This is a genomic window from Flavobacterium sp. C3NV (genome assembly GCF_046825355.2).
In the GTDB taxonomy this organism is placed as follows: Bacteria; Bacteroidota; Bacteroidia; order Flavobacteriales; family Flavobacteriaceae; genus Flavobacterium.
Genome location: NZ_JBKQBJ020000025.1, coordinates 38,602 through 56,916, shown reverse-complemented (window position 1 = coordinate 56,916; position 18,315 = coordinate 38,602). Strand labels below are relative to the sequence as shown.

The following is an 18,315-nucleotide window of genomic DNA, read 5'->3' as shown; positions in this document are numbered from 1 at the left end:
GGGGATCTCCCTCTCAGGACCCCTACCCATCGTAGCCTTGGTAAGCCGTTACCTTACCAACTAGCTAATGGGACGCATGCTCATCTTTTACCGTTGTGACTTTAATATAATCTCGATGCCGAGTCTATATACTATGAGGTATTAATCCAAATTTCTCTGGGCTATCCCTCTGTAAAAGGTAGATTGCATACGCGTTACGCACCCGTGCGCCGGTCTCTCTATCCGAAGATAAATACCCCTCGACTTGCATGTGTTAAGCCTGCCGCTAGCGTTCATCCTGAGCCAGGATCAAACTCTTCATCGTATATTGTTTGCTTGATTGCTCAAGCTATTGTTATTCGAATCAGTCTCTATCGGTTATTCTGTAATCTCTCGATTATCTTACTCTTTATTCTTTTGCTCTAACATCTCTGTTAAAGCGGCTGTCAATTCAATATGTCTACGAACGTGTTTCAATTTTGTTTCGCTTGTTTCTCAAAGCGGGTGCAAAAGTAGAAAACTTATTTCTAACTGGCAAATGTTTTTTGAAGTTTTTTCTAAAGAAAATTTCTTTTCTTTTTACTTCTAAAACCTACCAATCTATCAATGAACTTTCCGTGTTTTGCGGGGTGCAAATGTAACATCCGTTTTCAAATCTCACAAGCTTTTTTCAATCTTTTTTTGAAAATAAATTTTCATCTTGATTCGTAAGGCTTGTCAGTATTTCAGTGAACGTCTATCGCTGTTGCGGGTGCAAAAGTAGCTAGTTTATTCAGTTAAACAATAGCTTTTCTTAACTATTTTTAATCTTTTTTATAAGTCGCTGGTTGGGTGGTTTTTACAAGGCGAAGTTTTTTTATGGTTTGGGTGGCTTTCTTGGGTTTTGCCTGTTTTGGGTGGTTTTGCCGCGAAGGCGCTAAGGCACGAAGGTTTCTTTTTTTGTTGGCTTTGTTTTGAAAAAGTCGCAAAGTTGGGGGTTTACTGTTTTTTAATCGCGCAATCCAGATAGTTATCAGGCGCTAAGTCGCAAAGTTTATTCTTTTAGGGCGGTTTCTTTCTTCTTCTTACTAATGTTTCTTTTGTGAACTACTGCCCTAGCCCCGATGGGAGGGAAAATCCTTTTGCTTTTTTCTTTAAAAAGCAAAAGATTGGAAGGACAGCGGGAATAGCTCCTGATTAAAACTAAAATTCCAAATCTTTAAAATTCCAATAAAAGCTAGTCTATGCATTATATGTAAAAATTGCTCTTATATATTATAGTAGAAACTTCTCCTTATATATAGGTACAAAAAATAAACCCGATAGTCTTTGAAACTATCGGGCTATATAATGTAAATCCTGACTTAGTTCCTATTATAAGGATACGAATAAGTAAACGTTTTAAATACCAACTTACAGTTGTTGCGAAAAATTGCTTTTTTTATCTCTCCTAAACTGAACCCAAACATACGATAAGGATAAGAAAACCATTATTGCACTGGCGTACATCAACATTGGAATTTTTGCAATCACATCCTGATAAACCCATCCGGCGAAAAGTGCACCAAGACCAATTCCTGCTTCCAAGGCAATATACATTGTTGCCATAGCCTTGCCACGATGTTCGGGAAAACTCATATCGACTGTCCAGGCATTTAAAGCCGGAGAGACAATTCCCGTAGAAACTCCATATAATGCTGCTCCTGCCAAAAATCCGGCAATTGATGTTGAAAATCCAACAATCACTAAGGATATAATTAATAAAAAGAGTCCAATTGCTATCAAACGAAGGCGGCCGTATTTGTCAGACGCTTTTCCTGCGCCAAAACGAATCATTACTGAAGTAATAGTAAAGACCATAAAGAACAATCCTTTGTTGGCAATTCCTAAATGCTGGCTCCAATCCGGAATCAATGTCAGGATAACACCATAGGCCATATAAGAAAGAAAAGTGACTATAGCTGCGGGAAGAACTTCTAAAGCTATGATATCTTTTCGTGAAATTTTTAAAATACGCAGGCTAAAACGCTGTTTATGTTTCAACGTTTCCTTCATATTCATCAGAATAACAATAGACAGTAGCGCAAAAACAGAAGATGCATAAAAAAGCATGTTCATAGAAGAATACAATTTAATCGAACTTCCAATAGCCGGGCCAAGAGCCATTCCTATAGAAAAGCACAATCCATGCAAACCTAAAGCTTCACCCCAGCGTTCTCTTGGTACAATATCTGCAACATAGGCCGCGGTGGCTGTAGGTTTGAATCCAGTTGAAAATCCGTGAATTAATCTCAAGAATAAAAATCCGGAAACTGTTCCTAAAACCGGATATAAAATACCGCAGACAAAACAGACAATAGAACCAACTGCCATTACGGGTACTCTGCCTAAAGTATCGGTCAACCGACCACTAAAAGGTCTGGAAATTCCTGCTGTTAAGGTAAAAAGGGCAATAATTAATCCTTTATACTCTGCTCCTCCCATATTGCTCAAATATTCCGGCAATTCGGGAATGAGCATATTAAAACTGGCAGAAAAAAGCAATGAACTTAAACAGACTAATCCAAATTGTAGATTATAAATAGGATTGATGGCTTTTACAGGAGAATTCATGAAGATTTTTTAGAAGTGCAAAAATAATGAAAACTCTAGTTTAAAACTAATAGCCGGCGTAAAAGCATAAGGTTATCATCTTAAATTCAAAAAGTAAAAACATAAAAAAATCCAAATCTCAATTTTAGAATTGGAATTTGGATTTTTAAAATTGAAATTTATATGTTGTTAATCTAAAATAAAACTCACGCTAACATTTGCAATAACTTCTATTTCTCCAATTGCCAAAGTTTCGTTTGATGCACCAGCTGAATCCATAGCTACAGATTTCATAGCAGCATACATTGGTTGTGGACGATATACCTGAGTATTATCTGAAATTGTATAAGCTTTACCCACTTTTTGTCCTAAAACCGAAACATAATCTTCTGCTTTTAATTTAGCATCTTTTATAGCCAATTTTCTAGCTTCTGTTTCAATTTGAGTTAATTTAGAAGTTTCAAAAGAAACTCTGTCTATACGATTAATACCTTGCTGAACCAAACCTTCCATCAATTCATCGTATTTAGATAAATCTTTTAATACAATTTCTATGGTTTGAGTAGCATTGTAACTTGTTTTCTTTTTCTCGTAATCGTATTGCGGATTAAGAGCTACTTGTTTTGTTTTGAAATCAGCTGCAGGAACGTTCGATTTTTTGATGAACTTTAAAACTGCATCGATTTTTTCGTCATTTTGCTTTTTGACATCTTTAGCATTATTCCCTTTTGTTTCAACAGTTGCTGAAATACAAACCTGATCAGGTGCTACTTTTACTTTGCCTTCCCCATTTACATTGATTTGAGGAATTTGTTTGGTTTCTTGAGCGTAAGACATAGTCATAAACATGATTGTTAAAAATAATACTACTTTCTTCATTTTTGTTATATTTAAATTGTTTGATAATGGAATTTCAAAAGTTGTGCCAATATTTAGAGCTTGCCTAATTTTGCCATAACAAAAAGTATTAAAATAGGAATGGCCAATAGAATAACCATCAAACTATGATCTACAATTAATGAAGGTTCTTTTACCAAAGTTATCAAATAACCTCCTATAGCACCTCCAAAGTGTGCCGTGTGTCCGATATTATCATTTTTGGCGCGCATTCCGTAAATCGAATACAATAAATATAAAATTCCAAATAAATAAGCCGGCATTGGTATAACGAAGAAAATTCCTAACATCATATCCGGCTGTAATAATATCGCTGAATATAAAATTCCCGTTACTGCACCAGATGCTCCAACTGCGCGATAACTATAATCGTTTTTATGAAACAGCATAGTTAATAAACTTCCAAAAATCAAACTACCGAAATAGATTAAGGCGAACGAAATACTTCCTAACCAATTTATTACAACGGGCGCAAAAAACCATAATGTTAGCATGTTAAATATTAAATGCATCATATCTGCATGCAAAAAACCAGATGAAAGCATTCTTATTTGTTCTCCGGAACGAATGCTTCCTACATGAAATTCGTATTTTCTAAAAAAGGCAAGATCATTAAAACCTTTGTAACTAATTAAAACATTGGCAACTATAATCCCAATCAAAATGGTATTAACGCTATTCATAAATAATATTTAATGTGAATGGTAAATATAGTCATTCTTAAACATATGTTAGTGTCAGTGCAAAATATCACTGGTTATTCATTTTTACTTTATATTTGTAAAAAAATATTACATGCAATTTCTTGTTTATATATTAGCCTATCCTTTACTATGGCTTATCTCTATACTCCCTTTCCGAATATTCTACTGGCTATCAGATTGTATTTACTTTATGGTATATCATATCATTAGATACCGAAGAAAAGTCGTTAGCGAAAATCTCGCACTTACTTTACCACACTTAAGCAAAGAAGAACGAAAAAAGACAGAAAGAAAGTTCTATCAGCATATGTGTGATATGTTTCTGGAAATGATAAAAACAATGAGTATTACTCCGGAAGAAATGGAGAAAAGATTTAAAATCACTAATATCGAAGTGCTTCGTTCATACGAAGATAAAGGAAAAAGTGTTGTTTTGGTCGCTTCTCATTATGCAAGTTGGGAATGGCTTTTGACCATTAATAAGAGAATTAAATTTAGAGGAATTGGGGTTTATAAAAAAATTGCGAATCCTTATTTTGATAAATTAATTCGAAAAATACGCTCTAAATACGATGCTGAATTAGTAGAAACTAGAAAGACAATTCCGCTAATGGCACAAAACCAACGTGATGGAATTCTAAGTCTTTACGGATTGGCAAGTGATCAATCGCCAAAACTTGATCGAATTTTTCATTCGATGAAATTCATGGGAATCGAAGTTCCGGTTCATACAGGGGCAGAAATGCTGGCTAAAAAATATGATTTGAGTGTGATTTTTGTAAAAGTACAAAAAGTAGGACGTGGTTATTATGAGGCGACAATTGTGCCTATAGCAGATGATCCTAAAGAATACGAAAATTTTGAAATAACAGAAAAGTATTTAAGAGAAGTAGAAAAACAAATTTACGAAGCTCCTGAATATTATTTATGGACACATAAAAGATGGAAACATAAGGTTGAGTAGTAACCTAATCTAAAAATTAAAATCCAAAAAGGTAGCCAATACTTTTTTGGATTTTTTTTTTTGAAAACTATCAAAAACAAGAAATTCATTTATCTCATATATCTACAGCAGGTTTTTGATGGGTTTTTGTAATATTTTTTTATCGCAGGATCAAAATGATAAACGAGATAAACGGCATATATTTGATATTGATAAAATTTTCCCAAATCTAAATTATCAAACTATGACAAAAAAAATATCTTTCTTACTCCTACTCTGTTTTTCGATCCTCACTCACGCTCAAAGCCCTAAACGCGGAATAGCTTACAAAGACCATTCGACAGCTGATTTACTTGCCCTGAAACCAGGAGTTTCGTGGTGGTACAACTGGGGTTCTTTGCCTGAAAAGGACACAAACGCCAATTATGCTTCTATTGGTGTCGAATATGTACCCATGGCATGGAATCAGATCAGCGATAACAATGTTCAGGCTTTTATTGACCGAATAAAGCCGGGTGCCAAATATTTGCTCGCTTTTAATGAGCCTAATTTTAATGATGGTGCGCGAATGACTGCGCAAGATGCTGTAAATTTCTGGAAGAATATTGAAAAAATAGCTGCTGCCAAAAATCTGGAAATAGTAAGTGCATCCCCGGCTTTTAATGATCCTAATAATAGTTACGGAGGTTACAGCAGTCCGACTGCATGGCACGATCAGTTTTTTCTTTTATGCCCAACTTGCAAAGTCGATTATATTGCCTTTCATACTTATGACAGAACCTCTGGCGATGTAATTGGCGTTACCAGTCTTCTTAAAAAATACAACCGTCCTATTTGGGTAACTGAATTTGCCAACAGAGTGGTTCAGACTGCAGCTCAAAAGACTGCATTTATGAAAGAAATCATAACAAATTTTGAAAATGACCCAGACATTTATCGCTATTCATGGTTTACCGGAAGAGTTCCTGCCGATTGGCTAGATATGGCAGAAGGTCCTTTATTAGCTCCTGAAAGTGGTATTCTAAGACCAATAGGAACCGAATATGTAAATGCCACTTACACCTCAAAAAAAATGAACGTTCCAGGCAGAATAACCGCCAATAAAGATTACCGAAGAAAAGGAACGAGCCTGCAAAATACTACAGATTCCGGAACGGGTCAAAATGTAAGCGCTATTGACCAGGGCGATTGGAATGAATTTATGCTAAATACTGATCAGGCCGGAAGCTATAATTTTTCTTTTAGAGTAGCCTCTACAAATCAGGGTAAATTTGATGTTTTAGTAAATGATGTCGTCGTTAAAACAGATGAAACATTTGATGCAACTGGTGGTTTGCAAACCTATACAAACAAAATTGTAAACGGTATCGCCTTGCCTAAAGGCGAAGTTTATCTAAAAATTAAATTCAAATCAAACAACATGAATTTTAATTATATTGATGTTTCTCTGGCGAGTCTGGGTGTTAACGATCCTGCATTCGAAAAAGATTCTTTTACGATATATCCAAATCCAATAAAAACGCAATCGACACTTCATATAAAATCATCGATTACAGAGCCTTTATCTTTAAAAATAGTAGATATGAAAGGAAGTATCTGTTATGCTTCAGACGATTATTTTACGAATGAAGATATTAAAATTGGAGATAAATTATCGACAGGAGTTTATATTATAAATGCAGTTTATGGCTCAGTTAAAAAATCTATTAAGATTATTAAAAACTAAGTTTCGTAAATATTTTAACCGCAAGGTTCGCAAAGGTTTTACGCAAGGAACGCTAACTTATTTCTCGCAAAGCCACAAAGCCGCAAAGTTTATTTTTCTTTGCGGCTTTGCGACTTTGAGATTAAATATAAAAAACCTTTGCGCACTTTGCGGTTAAACCCTACCATTTCAGGTATTTAAATTCCTGCAATGGCTTTTATTTCATCTATAATTCGAAGTGCCAAAACATCTGCTTTATCCTGTGAAGGAGCTTCAGTATAAATTCTGATGATTGGTTCTGTATTTGATTTTCTTAAATGAACCCATTCTGTAGCAAAATCAATTTTCACACCATCAATCGTTGTGATATCTTCGTTTTTATATTTTTCTGTCATGGCTACTAAAATCGCATCAACATCAATTTGTGGTGTTAATTCGATTTTATTTTTACTCATATAATATTCAGGATATGAAGCACGCAATGCCGAAACTGACATTTTTTTGTTGGCCAAATGAGTCAGGAACAACGCCACTCCTACCAAACTATCGCGTCCGTAATGAGATTCTGGGTAAATAATTCCACCATTACCTTCACCACCAATAATAGCATTGTTTTTCTTCATTAATGCTACTACGTTTACTTCTCCAACTGCGCTGGCTTCATATTTTCCGCCGTGAGCAATTGTTACGTCACGCAAAGCACGTGATGATGACATGTTTGAAACTGTATTTCCCGGAGTTTTACTCAAAACATAATCGGCGCAAGCCACTAATGTATATTCTTCTCCAAACATTTCTCCGTCTTCGCAAATAAAAGCCAAACGATCTACGTCCGGATCAACTACAACTCCCAGATCCGCTTTTTCTTTTACTACCAATTCAGAGATGTCTGTTAAATGTTCCTTTAAAGGTTCCGGATTATGAGGGAAATGTCCGTTTGGTTCGCAGTATAATTTTACTACTTCAACGCCCATTAATTCTAATAATTTCGGAATGATAATTCCTCCTGAAGAATTTACGCCATCAACTACTACTTTAAATTTTGCTGCTTTTACCGCTTCAACATCAACTAAAGGTAAATTCAGCACCTCGTCGATATGAATATCCATATAAGCATCATTTACAGTGATTTCGCCTAAACTGTCCACATCCGAGAAATCGAAAGCTTCAGCCTCAGCAATTTCAAGAATTTTAGCGCCTTCTTCTCCGCTTAAAAATTCTCCTTTTGCATTCAATAATTTTAAGGCATTCCATTGTTTTGGATTATGGGAAGCTGTCAGGATAATTCCACCATCTGCTTTTTCTAAAGGAACAGCCACTTCTACCGTTGGAGTAGTCGAAAGTCCAAGATCTATTACATTAATCCCTAAACCAATTAAAGTATTAACTACAAGATTGTGAATCATTGGCCCTGAAATTCTGGCGTCGCGACCAATCACAACCGTCAATTTTTCTTTTGAAGTATTGTTTTTAAGAAAAGTACCGTATGCCGATGCAAATTTTACAGCATCAACCGGAGTCAGGTTATCTCCTACTTTTCCACCAATTGTTCCTCTTATTCCTGATATCGATTTTATTAAAGTCATTTTTATGAGTTATGGTTACCAATTACAAATATAGAAAAGTTACTAAGGTTCTTAGTGACTAAGTGGCTAAGAATTTTAAAAAAAGGTTCTAAGTTACTGAGATGCTAAGTTGCTAAGGTTTTTTAAAGAAGCTCCTAAGATTTAAAAAAAAAGGTTCTAAGTTGCTGAGATGCTAAGTTGCTAAGGTCTTTTTTAAAAAGCTACTAAGATTTTAAAAAAAGGTTCTAAGTTGCTGAGATGCTAAGTTGCTAAGGTTTTTTTAAAAAGCTACTAAGATTTTAAAAATAAACTAAAATATTAAGTTTATGTTGTGAAGTCTTATTATAAAAGGATCTAAAAAAGTTTTCATACTTTTACTAAAACAAACTTAGTTTCTTAGCCACTTAGAACCTTAGCCACTCAAAAGAAAAAAATGAATTTCCTAGCCCACATTTATTTGTCCGGAGACAATGATTTAATTAAAATTGGCAATTTTATGGCCGATGGAATTCGCGGGAAACAATTTGAACATTTTCCTGATGAAGTTCAAAAAGGTATTATTTTACATCGCTCCATAGATACTTTCACAGATTCGCATGATGTTTTCAGACAAAGCACCAAACGTTTACATGAAAAATACCATCATTATGCAGGCGTTATTGTCGATATTGTTTACGACCATTTTCTAGCCAAAAACTGGGAAAAATATTCAGATGAAAAACTGGAAGATTTCATTAATCGATTCTACCGATCATTACATGAAAATTATGATATTCTCACCGAAAAAACACAAGGTTTAATGCCTTATATGATCGAAAGAAACTGGCTTTTGAGTTATCAAACCGTAGAAGGAATTCATAATATCCTGACTCAAATGGACCGAAGGTCTAAGAACCTATCAAAGATGCAGTTTGCAAGTGCAGAACTAGTAGAATTTTATACAGAATTCGAACAGGAGTTCACGCTTTTTTTTGAAGATATAAAAGCTCATTCAAAACAAAAATTACTTTCCTTATAAAATCAACCCGATTCTATAAAACAAAACCCGATTCTTTTTATGAAAAAAATAGTCTTTTTATTCGGCTTTATCTCTATATATAGTTTTGCGCAACAAACTGCAAAACCAACCGGATTAGTAGCTACAAAAGCTATGGTCGTTTCGGCGCGCCAGGAAGCCTCAAAAGTAGGTGCCGAAATTATACAAAAAGGCGGAAATGCATTTGACGCTATGGTTGCCACCGAATTAGCATTGGCAGTTGCATACCCTTACGCAGGAAATTTAGGTGGTGGCGGATTTATGGTTTACAGAAAAGCGAATGGCGAAGTGGGATCTTTAGATTATCGTGAAAAAGCGCCTTTGGCAGCAACAAAAGGTATGTTTCTGGATAAAGAAGGAAATGTCATAAAAGGTAAAAGTACCGAAACTGCTCTTGCCATTGGTGTCCCAGGAACTGTTGCCGGAGTTTTTGCGGTTCATAAAAAACTAGGTTCTATGCCTATGTCTGAAATTTTGAAACCCGTTATTGCCTTGGCAGAAAGAGGTGTTGTTGTAACCCAAAAACAAGAAAAAAGACTTCAGGCTTATCATGATGCGATTGTAAAAATAAATGGTCCTAATACATTATTGGCTGGTAACTTTAAAGAAAATGATACCATAAAATATCCGGCTCTTGCCAATACTTTAAAACGAATTGCCAAAAACGGAAGAAATGAATTCTATAAAGGCGAAACGGCTAAAATCTTAGTGAATTATCTGCAAAAAAAAGGCGGAATTATAACGCTTAAAGATTTAGAAAAATACGAAGCCAAATGGAGAAAGCCATTACAATTTAATTACAAAGATTTAAAAATAACTTCGATGGCGCCACCAAGCAGCGGCGGAATCTGTCTGGCGCAAATCATGAAAATGATTGCTCCTTATGATTTAGCCAAAATGGGACATAACTCTGAAGAATCGATTCAGGTAATTGTTGAAGCTGAAAGAAGAGCTTACGCCGACAGAAGTCAGTTTTTGGGAGATCCTGATTTTGTAAAAATTCCGATTAACGGGTTATTATCTGATTCGTATTTAAAAGGCAGAATGTCAACTTTCGATACAAACAAAGCCAGTTTATCATCAGAAATAAAAGAAGGAAAAGTAAATTTTAATGAAAGTACCGAAACTACTCATTATTCAATTGTTGATGCACAAGGAAATGCCGTTGCTGCCACCACAACACTTAACGATGGTTACGGATCTAAATATTATTGTGATGAATTGGGTTTCTTTTTGAATAATGAAATGGATGATTTCAGCGCCAAACCGGGTTCTCCAAATATGTTTGGTCTGGTAGGAAATGAAGCCAACAGCATCGCACCACAAAAAAGAATGCTTAGTTCAATGACTCCAACAATTGTCGAGAAAAATGGCAAATTGTTTATGGTTGTAGGTTCTCCGGGAGGATCTACGATTATTACAAGTGTATTGCAAGCTATTTTAAATGTTTACGAATACAATTTAAGCATGCAGGATGCTGTAAATGCTCCGCGTTTTCACCATCAATGGTTACCGGACTTAATTACTTTTGAACCAAATGCTTTCGATAAAAATACTATCGACAAACTAAAAGCAAAAGGATATTTAATCAACGAAAAAACAACTCCGGTAATTGGTAAATTAGACTGTATATTAGTTTTACCAAACAACACTCTCGAAGGTGGCGCAGATTCACGAGGAGACGATACAGCAGTTGGTTTTTAATTTAATTACAGATTTCTATTTAAAATTAAACATTATCAGCTAAATTTGTAGTTTACCTAACTTTTACAAACAGAATGCTAAAAAAATATTTCAGAAGACTCGAAAGCATCATCGCTTTGGCACAATCATTAATGACTCCAAAGCAGTTTATTTTTTTATCAAGTGTTTTAATTGGTGTTTCCTGCTCTTTGGCGGTAATTGTTCTTAAAACCTTTGCTCACAGTGTTTTCTCTTTTGCGACTTACATCAACGGTATTTTAAAACTAAGTTTCATTAATAGTATACTTCCAATTGTTGGAATCGTGCTGACTGTTTTTGTGGTAAAAAGGGTTCTTAACGGAAGCATCGAAAAAGGAACTTCTCAGATTTTATATGCTGTTGCAAAAAAAGCCAGTATTATACCAAAAAAGCAGATGTATGCTCAAATCGTTACCTCTTCCCTTACGGTTGGTTTAGGAGGTTCTGCAGGTTTAGAGAGTCCTATTGTGATTACAGGAGCAGCATTTGGATCCAACTTTGCCCAAAACTATAAATTACCCTATAAAGACAGAACATTACTTATTGGCTGCGGTGTTGCAGCGGGAATTTCGGCTGCTTTTAATGCTCCAATTGCCGGAGTTCTTTTTGCTATAGAAGTTTTATTAGTCGACGTAAGTATTTCGGCCTTTACGCCTATTATGATTTCTGCCGCGACCGGTGCTTTGGTTTCTGCTATCGTTTTGGATGAAACTATTTTATTATCGTTTAAAAAACAAGAAGCTTTTAACTATCATAATATCCCTTTTTATGTTCTATTAGGAATTCTGACAGGTTTTATAGCCGTTTATTACGCTCGAAATTTCCAGAGAGTCGAACATTATTTTTCAAATTTAAAAGTGGGTCCTTATAGAAAAGCACTAATTGGTTCTTCGTTATTGGCATTACTTATTTTTATATTTCCAACACTTTTTGGAGAGGGTTACGAAAGCATCAAAACCTTATCTGAAAGTGATCCCGGACAAATATTAGACAATACTTTATTTGCTGATTTTAGAAATAATCAATGGGTGTTGCTTCTTTTTGTGGGATGCACGATGATGGTAAAAGTATTCGCTTCAGGGCTAACCCTGGGAAGTGGTGGTAACGGAGGGAATTTTGCTCCTTCCTTATTTTTAGGATCTTACTTAGGTTACTTTTTCTCGAAATTTATCAGCCTTATTGGTTTATCAAAATTACCGATTAGCAATTTTACAATGGTTGGAATGGCCGGTATCCTGAGCGGATTATTTCATGCACCTCTTACTGCCATTTTCTTAATCGCCGAAATTACGGGAGGTTATAGCCTGATGATTCCGCTGATGATTGTTTCCTCGATAAGTTTTGCTATTTCTAAACGTTTCGAAAAATATTCGCTTGATGTAAAAGGTTTAGCTAAAAAAGGTCATGCTTTTACAAGTAATAAAGACTCTAATATTCTTTCTACTTTAGATATTGATACTATTATTCAATGTGATTATTTAACAGTTCATCCGGATGAAAATCTAAGCAAACTGGTTGATCTTATTTCACACTCAAATCAGGTTGTTTTTGCTGTTGTCGACAATGAAAAAGATTTGGTTGGTGTGGTTCATTTTAATGATATTCGGGAAATTATATTCAATAACTATCGCGTTAAATATACTTTGATAAAAGATGTAATGAAAACACCTTTGGCAACAATTACATCTACTGACAGCATGGAAATTGTGATGAAAAAATTCGAACTATCAAAATCTGCTTTTCTTCCTGTTTTACGAAACGGAAAATATTTTGGATTCATTTCTAAGTCTATTGCACTTGAGGCTTACAGAACAAAATTGCGTTCTATGACGATTGAGTAGCCTTATTATCGGATAGGTTAAAAATTTTATTTATCCGATATTAAGAAGTATCTTTGTGGGATTATGTGGAATATTGACTTAACATACAGAGAAGAATTTCAATCAACATTTGATCGATTGTACCAAAAAAGGCTTGATTTGCAAGACAGCAGACCATTGCCTAATATTGCTTTGCATAAAATCCGCGAAAGCTTATCTCTTGAATGGACCTATAATTCTAATAGCATAGAAGGCAATACGATGAGCCTGCGTGAAACCCAAATGGTTATTCAGGAAGGCATTACTATAAAAGGAAAATCCTTAAGGGAACATTTCGAAACTCATAATCACGATAAAGCAATTGACTATTTATATTCTATTGTTGATGATAATTACCAACTTCGAAGTATTGATATCCTTTCTATTCACGGGTTGGTTTTGCGTTCTATCGAAGATGATTTTGCCGGGCGCTTGAGAAATGGCGGCGTACGTATTTCAGGAGCTAATTTTATGCCTCCAAACGCGAATAAAGTTTCAGACTATTTGGATGAATTAATAGACTTCATTAGTACCAATCCATTAGGATTAAACGATATTGAACTCGCAACGATTTACCATCATAAACTGGTTTGGATACATCCTTTTTTTGATGGAAATGGTCGTACAGTTCGTTTGAGTATGAACTTATTATTAATGCGTTGTGGTTTTCCGCCTGCTATTATTTTGAAAAATGACAGAAAAAAATATTACGAGGCGCTCAATCAGGCCAATAATGGAAGTTATCAAAAACTAACACTTTTGATGTGTCAGGCCTTAGAGCGAACATTAAATATATATTTAAGTTCAATGCCCGGAAGCACTTATGACTATCAGTCTATACAAAATATTGTAAGCGAACCTGAAAGCCCTTATGGTCAGGAATACGTTAGTCTATTAGCAAGAACCGGAAAAATTGACGCTTACAAAGAAGGTCGAAATTGGTATACTACCAAAGAAGCTATCGAAGAATATATGGCAACCCGAAAAAGAAAACGCTAGTTCACACTAGCGTTATTTTGTTACTAATTGTAACATAAAGTTTTGCTATCGAGCACAAAAAGAATAAATCAAAGTGGTAACTTTGCGTTTTGCTCAAAATTATGTTAGAAAAAGACAATACTATTGAAGTTCTTGGTGCAAGAGTTCATAATCTAAAAAATATAGACATTTCTATTCCGCGTGAAAAACTGGTGGTTATTACCGGTTTATCAGGCTCGGGAAAATCCTCTTTGGCGTTTGATACCATTTATGCCGAGGGACAACGTCGTTATGTAGAAACTTTTTCGGCTTATGCCAGACAGTTTCTTGGCGGATTAGAACGTCCTGATGTTGATAAAATCGACGGACTTTCGCCCGTAATTGCGATCGAACAAAAAACAACGAGTAAGAGTCCGCGTTCAACCGTAGGAACTATTACCGAAATATACGATTTCCTGAGACTTTTATATGCTCGTGGTGCTGACGCTTACAGTTACAACACTGGCGAAAAAATGGTTTCGTATTCTGACGATCAGATTAAAGATTTGATTATTCAGGATTTTAAAGGAAAACGCATTAATATTCTAGCTCCGATTATTCGAGCCAGAAAAGGTCATTATGCCGAGTTATTCCAGCAAATTACCAAACAAGGTTTCCTTAAAGTTCGTGTAAACGGCGAAGTGCAGGATTTGGTTTCAGGAATGAAACTGGATCGTTATAAAACCCATGATATTGAGATTGTAGTCGACAGAATGTTGATTGAAGATACCGAAGACAATCAAAAACGATTATCTGAAAGTATCAATACCGCCATGCATCATGGCGAGAATGTACTTATGATTTTGGATCAGGATACGAATGAAGTTCGTTATTTCAGTAGAAATTTAATGTGTCCTACAACCGGAATTTCGTATCAAAATCCGGAACCTAATTTATTCTCGTTCAACTCTCCAAAAGGAGCTTGTCCGCATTGTAACGGATTGGGAACGGTTCACGAAATCAACGTGAAAAAGATTATTCCAAATCCTAAATTATCGATTAAAGCAGGTGGTTTTGCTCCGCTTGGCGAATATAAATCGTCGTGGATTTTTAAACAACTGGAAGTTATTGGAGAAAAATTCAGTTTCAAGATAACCGACCCGATTGAGAAAATTCCGGAAGAAGCCATGACCATGATTTTGCATGGTGGAAAAGATAAATTCGTTGTTAATTCTAAAGATTTAGGAGTTACACGTGACTATAAAATAGATTTTGAAGGAATCTCGCATTTCATCAAAAATCAGTTTGACGAAACTTCTTCGACCACTATAAAACGTTGGGCAAAAGATTTTATGGATGAAGTAAATTGTCCGGTTTGTGATGGTTCGCGTTTGAAAAAAGAAGCGTTATTTTTTAAAATAAACGGAAAAAATATCGTCGAATTATGCGATATGGATATCTCTGATCTGACTGTTTGGTTTCAGGATTTAAACAAACATTTATCAGACAAACAACTTTTAATTGCTTCAGAAGTAGTAAAAGAAATCAAAGACCGTTTGAACTTCCTGATGAATGTTGGTTTGAATTATTTGGCTTTAAGCCGAAGTTCAAAATCACTTTCAGGTGGTGAAGCTCAACGTATTCGATTAGCGACTCAAATTGGTTCGCAATTAGTTGGTGTTTTATATATTCTGGATGAGCCAAGTATTGGTTTGCACCAAAGAGACAATGAAAAACTAATTCATTCTTTGGAACAATTACGTGATATCGGAAACTCGGTTATTGTCGTTGAACACGATAAAGATATGATCGAACGTGCTGATTATGTTATTGATATTGGCCCAAAAGCTGGTAAATACGGAGGAGAAATCATCAGTATTGGAACTCCGGCTGAAACTTTAAAATCAAACACAATAACCGCTCAATATTTGAATGGTAAAATGAAATTAGAGATTCCAAAAGAACGCCGTAAAGGAAATGGAAAATTCCTTAAACTAACCGGAGCAACCGGAAACAACTTAAAGAATGTTTCGATCGAATTGCCTTTAGGACAATTAATTTGCGTTACGGGAGTTTCAGGAAGTGGAAAATCGACTTTGATCAACGAAACGCTCTACCCTATTTTGAATGCGTATTATTTTAACGGTGTAAAAAAACCGCAACCTTATAAAAAGATTGAAGGTCTTGAACATATTGACAAAGTAATTGATATCGATCAAAGTCCGATTGGGAGAACACCACGTTCGAATCCGGCGACATATACAGAAGTTTTTACAGAAATCAGAAACTTGTTTACCATGACTTCTGAAAGTATGATTCGTGGTTACAAAGCGGGTCGTTTTAGCTTTAATGTAAAAGGCGGACGTTGCGAAACCTGCGAAGGTTCAGGTGTTAGAACTATCGAAATGAACTTTTTACCGGATGTTTATGTAGAATGCGAAACCTGTCAGGGAAAACGTTTTAACAGAGAAACTTTAGAAATTCGATACAAAGGAAAATCAATTTCGGATGTATTGAATATGACGGTTGATGAAGCGGTTCCATTTTTTGAAAACATTCCGAAGATTTACAGAAAGGTAAAAACTATTCAGGATGTTGGTTTAGGTTATATCACCCTTGGTCAGCAAAGTACAACGCTTTCCGGTGGTGAAGCGCAACGTATTAAACTAGCCGGAGAATTGTCTAAAAAAGATACCGGAAATACGTTTTATATTCTGGACGAACCTACAACTGGTTTGCACTTTGAAGATATTCGTGTTTTAATGGATGTTATCAATAAATTGGTCGATAAAGGAAATACAATCCTGGTTATCGAGCATAATATGGATGTGATAAAACTTGCTGATTATATTATTGATATTGGTCCAGAAGGCGGAAAAGGCGGCGGACAATTGATCGCTAAAGGCACTCCTGAAGAAGTAGCGAAAAATAAAAAAAGCTATACGGCGAAGTTTTTGAAAAAAGAGTTAGAATAGAAAATATTTCATCCTAACACCTTTGTCAAAGATAGTCTGCGCATTTTTGTCATCCCTGTAGGAACGAGGGATCTCCGCAAGAGATTCCTCAGGCAAAATCGCCAATAGTTGTCGAGCTGCTTGCGGAGATCCCTCGTTCCTCGGGATGACAAGAGTGGGGTCATGGATTGCGAAAAATGATTAAAACCAATCTATTAACGATACAAAATATCAAAATCATTATTGAACCTATCAACCTATTGATAATGAATCCCCAACCAAAAACATTCATACAGAAATGTTACATTTAAATTAATAAATCCCCATTTCTGTAACAATTCTCGAAAAAAGCAGTAATTTAGTACGCCCTTTTTGTCAAAGTTTTTGATTTTGGCAATTTTTTATGGGCTAAAAACAATGTTTTAATTGAAAACTGGTGCCCTAGCCCTGATGGGAGCGGCATCCTTTTATGGTGGGGTTCACCATAAAAGATACAGTGGACAGCAGGAAATAGCTCCTAATTCGACTCCGCTCAGTATGACAATTTAAAAACGACACAGCTAAAAATATAAATAATTAAAATACCTAAAATGAGATTAGAAGATTTTGATAATGATGAGGACAAAGTGATTCAGGACCGTTTGAAACAAAAAACGTGGAATGAAATTAGAACAAATGATAGCTGGGCTATTTTTAAAATCATGGCCGAGTTTGTAAACGGTTACGAAAGCATGGGACGTATTGGTCCGTGTGTATCTATTTTTGGTTCGGCGAGAACAAAACCGGACGATAAATACTATTTATTGGCAGAAAAAATTGCTTACAAAATCAGTAAAGCTGGTTACGGTGTGATCACAGGAGGTGGCCCCGGAATCATGGAAGCTGGTAATAAAGGTGCGCATTTAGGAGGCGGAATTTCGGTGGGTTTAAATATCGAATTGCCTTTTGAACAACACTTTAACCCTTATATCGATCACGATAAAAACCTGAATTTCGATTATTTCTTTGTGAGAAAAGTAATGTTCGTAAAATATTCGCAAGGTTTTGTGGTAATGCCAGGAGGTTTTGGAACTCTTGACGAAATGTTTGAAGCGATTACGTTGATTCAGACCAAAAAAATCGGGAAATTTCCAATTATATTAGTTGGTGTTGAATTCTGGTCAGGATTGATCGAATGGGTAAAAACGGTTTTGGTAGAAAAAATGCATACTGTTAGTCCAGAGGATTTGAACTTATTTAAGATCGTTGACACTGAAGATGAAGTGGTTGATGTATTGGATAAATTCTACAAGAAATACGATTTAAGTCCTAATTTCTAATATTTTTTTTCACCATATAATTTATATAAGTTCATTTAAAAATGTCGCATAAAGCGTTAAACTTAAATTTCCATATTTCACTTTATATGGTGAAATAATTATAA

General features: G+C 35.3%; 12 protein-coding genes and 1 rRNA gene. 8 read left to right on the top strand and 5 right to left on the bottom strand.

The features are described from left to right. From ACIDC4_RS24050 to ACIDC4_RS24035, 4 genes are all read right to left on the bottom strand, one after another. A 16S ribosomal RNA gene (locus ACIDC4_RS24050) occupies positions 1 to 304 on the bottom strand; the annotation flags it as partial. 1,067 nt (positions 305 to 1,371) lie between these two features. Next, on the bottom strand, positions 1,372 to 2,571 hold the full coding sequence (locus ACIDC4_RS24045) for an MFS transporter (RefSeq protein ID WP_412045475.1): 1,200 nt from the start codon (positions 2,569 to 2,571) through the stop codon (positions 1,372 to 1,374). A 168-nt stretch (positions 2,572 to 2,739) separates the two neighbouring features. Next, positions 2,740 to 3,429, bottom strand: a complete 690-nt coding sequence (locus tag ACIDC4_RS24040; protein ID WP_412045476.1) for an SIMPL domain-containing protein — start codon at positions 3,427 to 3,429, stop codon at positions 2,740 to 2,742. A 53-nt stretch (positions 3,430 to 3,482) separates the two neighbouring features. Next, entirely contained in the window at positions 3,483 to 4,130 is a 648-nt protein-coding gene (locus tag ACIDC4_RS24035; protein WP_412045477.1) for a rhomboid family intramembrane serine protease, read from the bottom strand. A gap of 112 nt (positions 4,131 to 4,242) precedes the next feature. Here ACIDC4_RS24035 and ACIDC4_RS24030 point away from each other — a divergent pair, with 112 nt between their 5' ends. Then, the gene (locus ACIDC4_RS24030) at positions 4,243 to 5,115 is read left to right on the top strand and encodes a lysophospholipid acyltransferase family protein (RefSeq protein WP_412045478.1); all 873 of its coding nucleotides are present in this window, start codon (positions 4,243 to 4,245) and stop codon (positions 5,113 to 5,115) included. Between the two features lie 223 nt (positions 5,116 to 5,338). Beyond that, the gene (locus ACIDC4_RS24025; RefSeq protein WP_412045479.1) at positions 5,339 to 6,820 is read left to right on the top strand and encodes a glycosyl hydrolase; all 1,482 of its coding nucleotides are present in this window, start codon (positions 5,339 to 5,341) and stop codon (positions 6,818 to 6,820) included. Positions 6,821 to 6,996: 176 nt separating this feature from the next. Here ACIDC4_RS24025 and glmM read toward each other — a convergent pair whose 3' ends face one another. Continuing rightward, positions 6,997 to 8,385, bottom strand: a complete 1,389-nt coding sequence (glmM, locus tag ACIDC4_RS24020; protein WP_412045480.1) for a phosphoglucosamine mutase — start codon at positions 8,383 to 8,385, stop codon at positions 6,997 to 6,999. A gap of 412 nt (positions 8,386 to 8,797) precedes the next feature. Between glmM and ACIDC4_RS24015 the strand changes: the two genes are divergently transcribed. The 6 genes from ACIDC4_RS24015 (at position 8,798) to ACIDC4_RS23990 (ending at position 18,211) form a co-directional block, all read left to right on the top strand. After that, positions 8,798 to 9,382, top strand: coding sequence for an acyl carrier protein phosphodiesterase (locus ACIDC4_RS24015; RefSeq protein ID WP_412045481.1), 585 nt, complete (start codon positions 8,798 to 8,800; stop codon positions 9,380 to 9,382). A gap of 39 nt (positions 9,383 to 9,421) precedes the next feature. Continuing rightward, a complete protein-coding gene (gene ggt, locus ACIDC4_RS24010) occupies positions 9,422 to 11,104 on the top strand; it encodes a gamma-glutamyltransferase (RefSeq protein WP_412045482.1) in 1,683 nt (560 codons plus the stop codon). 74 nt (positions 11,105 to 11,178) lie between these two features. After that, positions 11,179 to 12,963, top strand: a complete 1,785-nt coding sequence (locus ACIDC4_RS24005; RefSeq protein WP_412045483.1) for a chloride channel protein — start codon at positions 11,179 to 11,181, stop codon at positions 12,961 to 12,963. A gap of 63 nt (positions 12,964 to 13,026) precedes the next feature. Then, positions 13,027 to 13,980, top strand: coding sequence for a Fic family protein (locus tag ACIDC4_RS24000; protein ID WP_412045484.1), 954 nt, complete (start codon positions 13,027 to 13,029; stop codon positions 13,978 to 13,980). 101 nt (positions 13,981 to 14,081) lie between these two features. Next, entirely contained in the window at positions 14,082 to 16,913 is a 2,832-nt protein-coding gene (gene uvrA / locus ACIDC4_RS23995) for an excinuclease ABC subunit UvrA (protein ID WP_412045485.1), read from the top strand. Positions 16,914 to 17,482: 569 nt separating this feature from the next. Further along, positions 17,483 to 18,211, top strand: coding sequence for an LOG family protein (locus ACIDC4_RS23990; protein WP_065448388.1), 729 nt, complete (start codon positions 17,483 to 17,485; stop codon positions 18,209 to 18,211). Positions 18,212 to 18,315 lie beyond the last annotated feature (104 nt).

Excerpts from the sequence above, each read along its gene's own strand:
- ACIDC4_RS24045 (WP_412045475.1), bottom strand. The coding sequence starts at position 2,571 with ATGAATTCTCCTGTAAAAGCCATCAATCCTATTTATAATCTACAATTT.
- ACIDC4_RS24040 (WP_412045476.1), bottom strand. The coding sequence starts at position 3,429 with ATGAAGAAAGTAGTATTATTTTTAACAATCATGTTTATGACTATGTCT.
- ACIDC4_RS24035 (WP_412045477.1), bottom strand. The coding sequence starts at position 4,130 with ATGAATAGCGTTAATACCATTTTGATTGGGATTATAGTTGCCAATGTT.
- ACIDC4_RS24030 (WP_412045478.1), top strand. The coding sequence starts at position 4,243 with ATGCAATTTCTTGTTTATATATTAGCCTATCCTTTACTATGGCTTATC.
- ACIDC4_RS24025 (WP_412045479.1), top strand. The coding sequence starts at position 5,339 with ATGACAAAAAAAATATCTTTCTTACTCCTACTCTGTTTTTCGATCCTC.
- glmM (WP_412045480.1), bottom strand. The coding sequence starts at position 8,385 with ATGACTTTAATAAAATCGATATCAGGAATAAGAGGAACAATTGGTGGA.
- ACIDC4_RS24015 (WP_412045481.1), top strand. The coding sequence starts at position 8,798 with ATGAATTTCCTAGCCCACATTTATTTGTCCGGAGACAATGATTTAATT.
- ggt (WP_412045482.1), top strand. The coding sequence starts at position 9,422 with ATGAAAAAAATAGTCTTTTTATTCGGCTTTATCTCTATATATAGTTTT.
- ACIDC4_RS24005 (WP_412045483.1), top strand. The coding sequence starts at position 11,179 with ATGCTAAAAAAATATTTCAGAAGACTCGAAAGCATCATCGCTTTGGCA.
- ACIDC4_RS24000 (WP_412045484.1), top strand. The coding sequence starts at position 13,027 with ATGTGGAATATTGACTTAACATACAGAGAAGAATTTCAATCAACATTT.
- uvrA (WP_412045485.1), top strand. The coding sequence starts at position 14,082 with ATGTTAGAAAAAGACAATACTATTGAAGTTCTTGGTGCAAGAGTTCAT.
- ACIDC4_RS23990 (WP_065448388.1), top strand. The coding sequence starts at position 17,483 with ATGAGATTAGAAGATTTTGATAATGATGAGGACAAAGTGATTCAGGAC.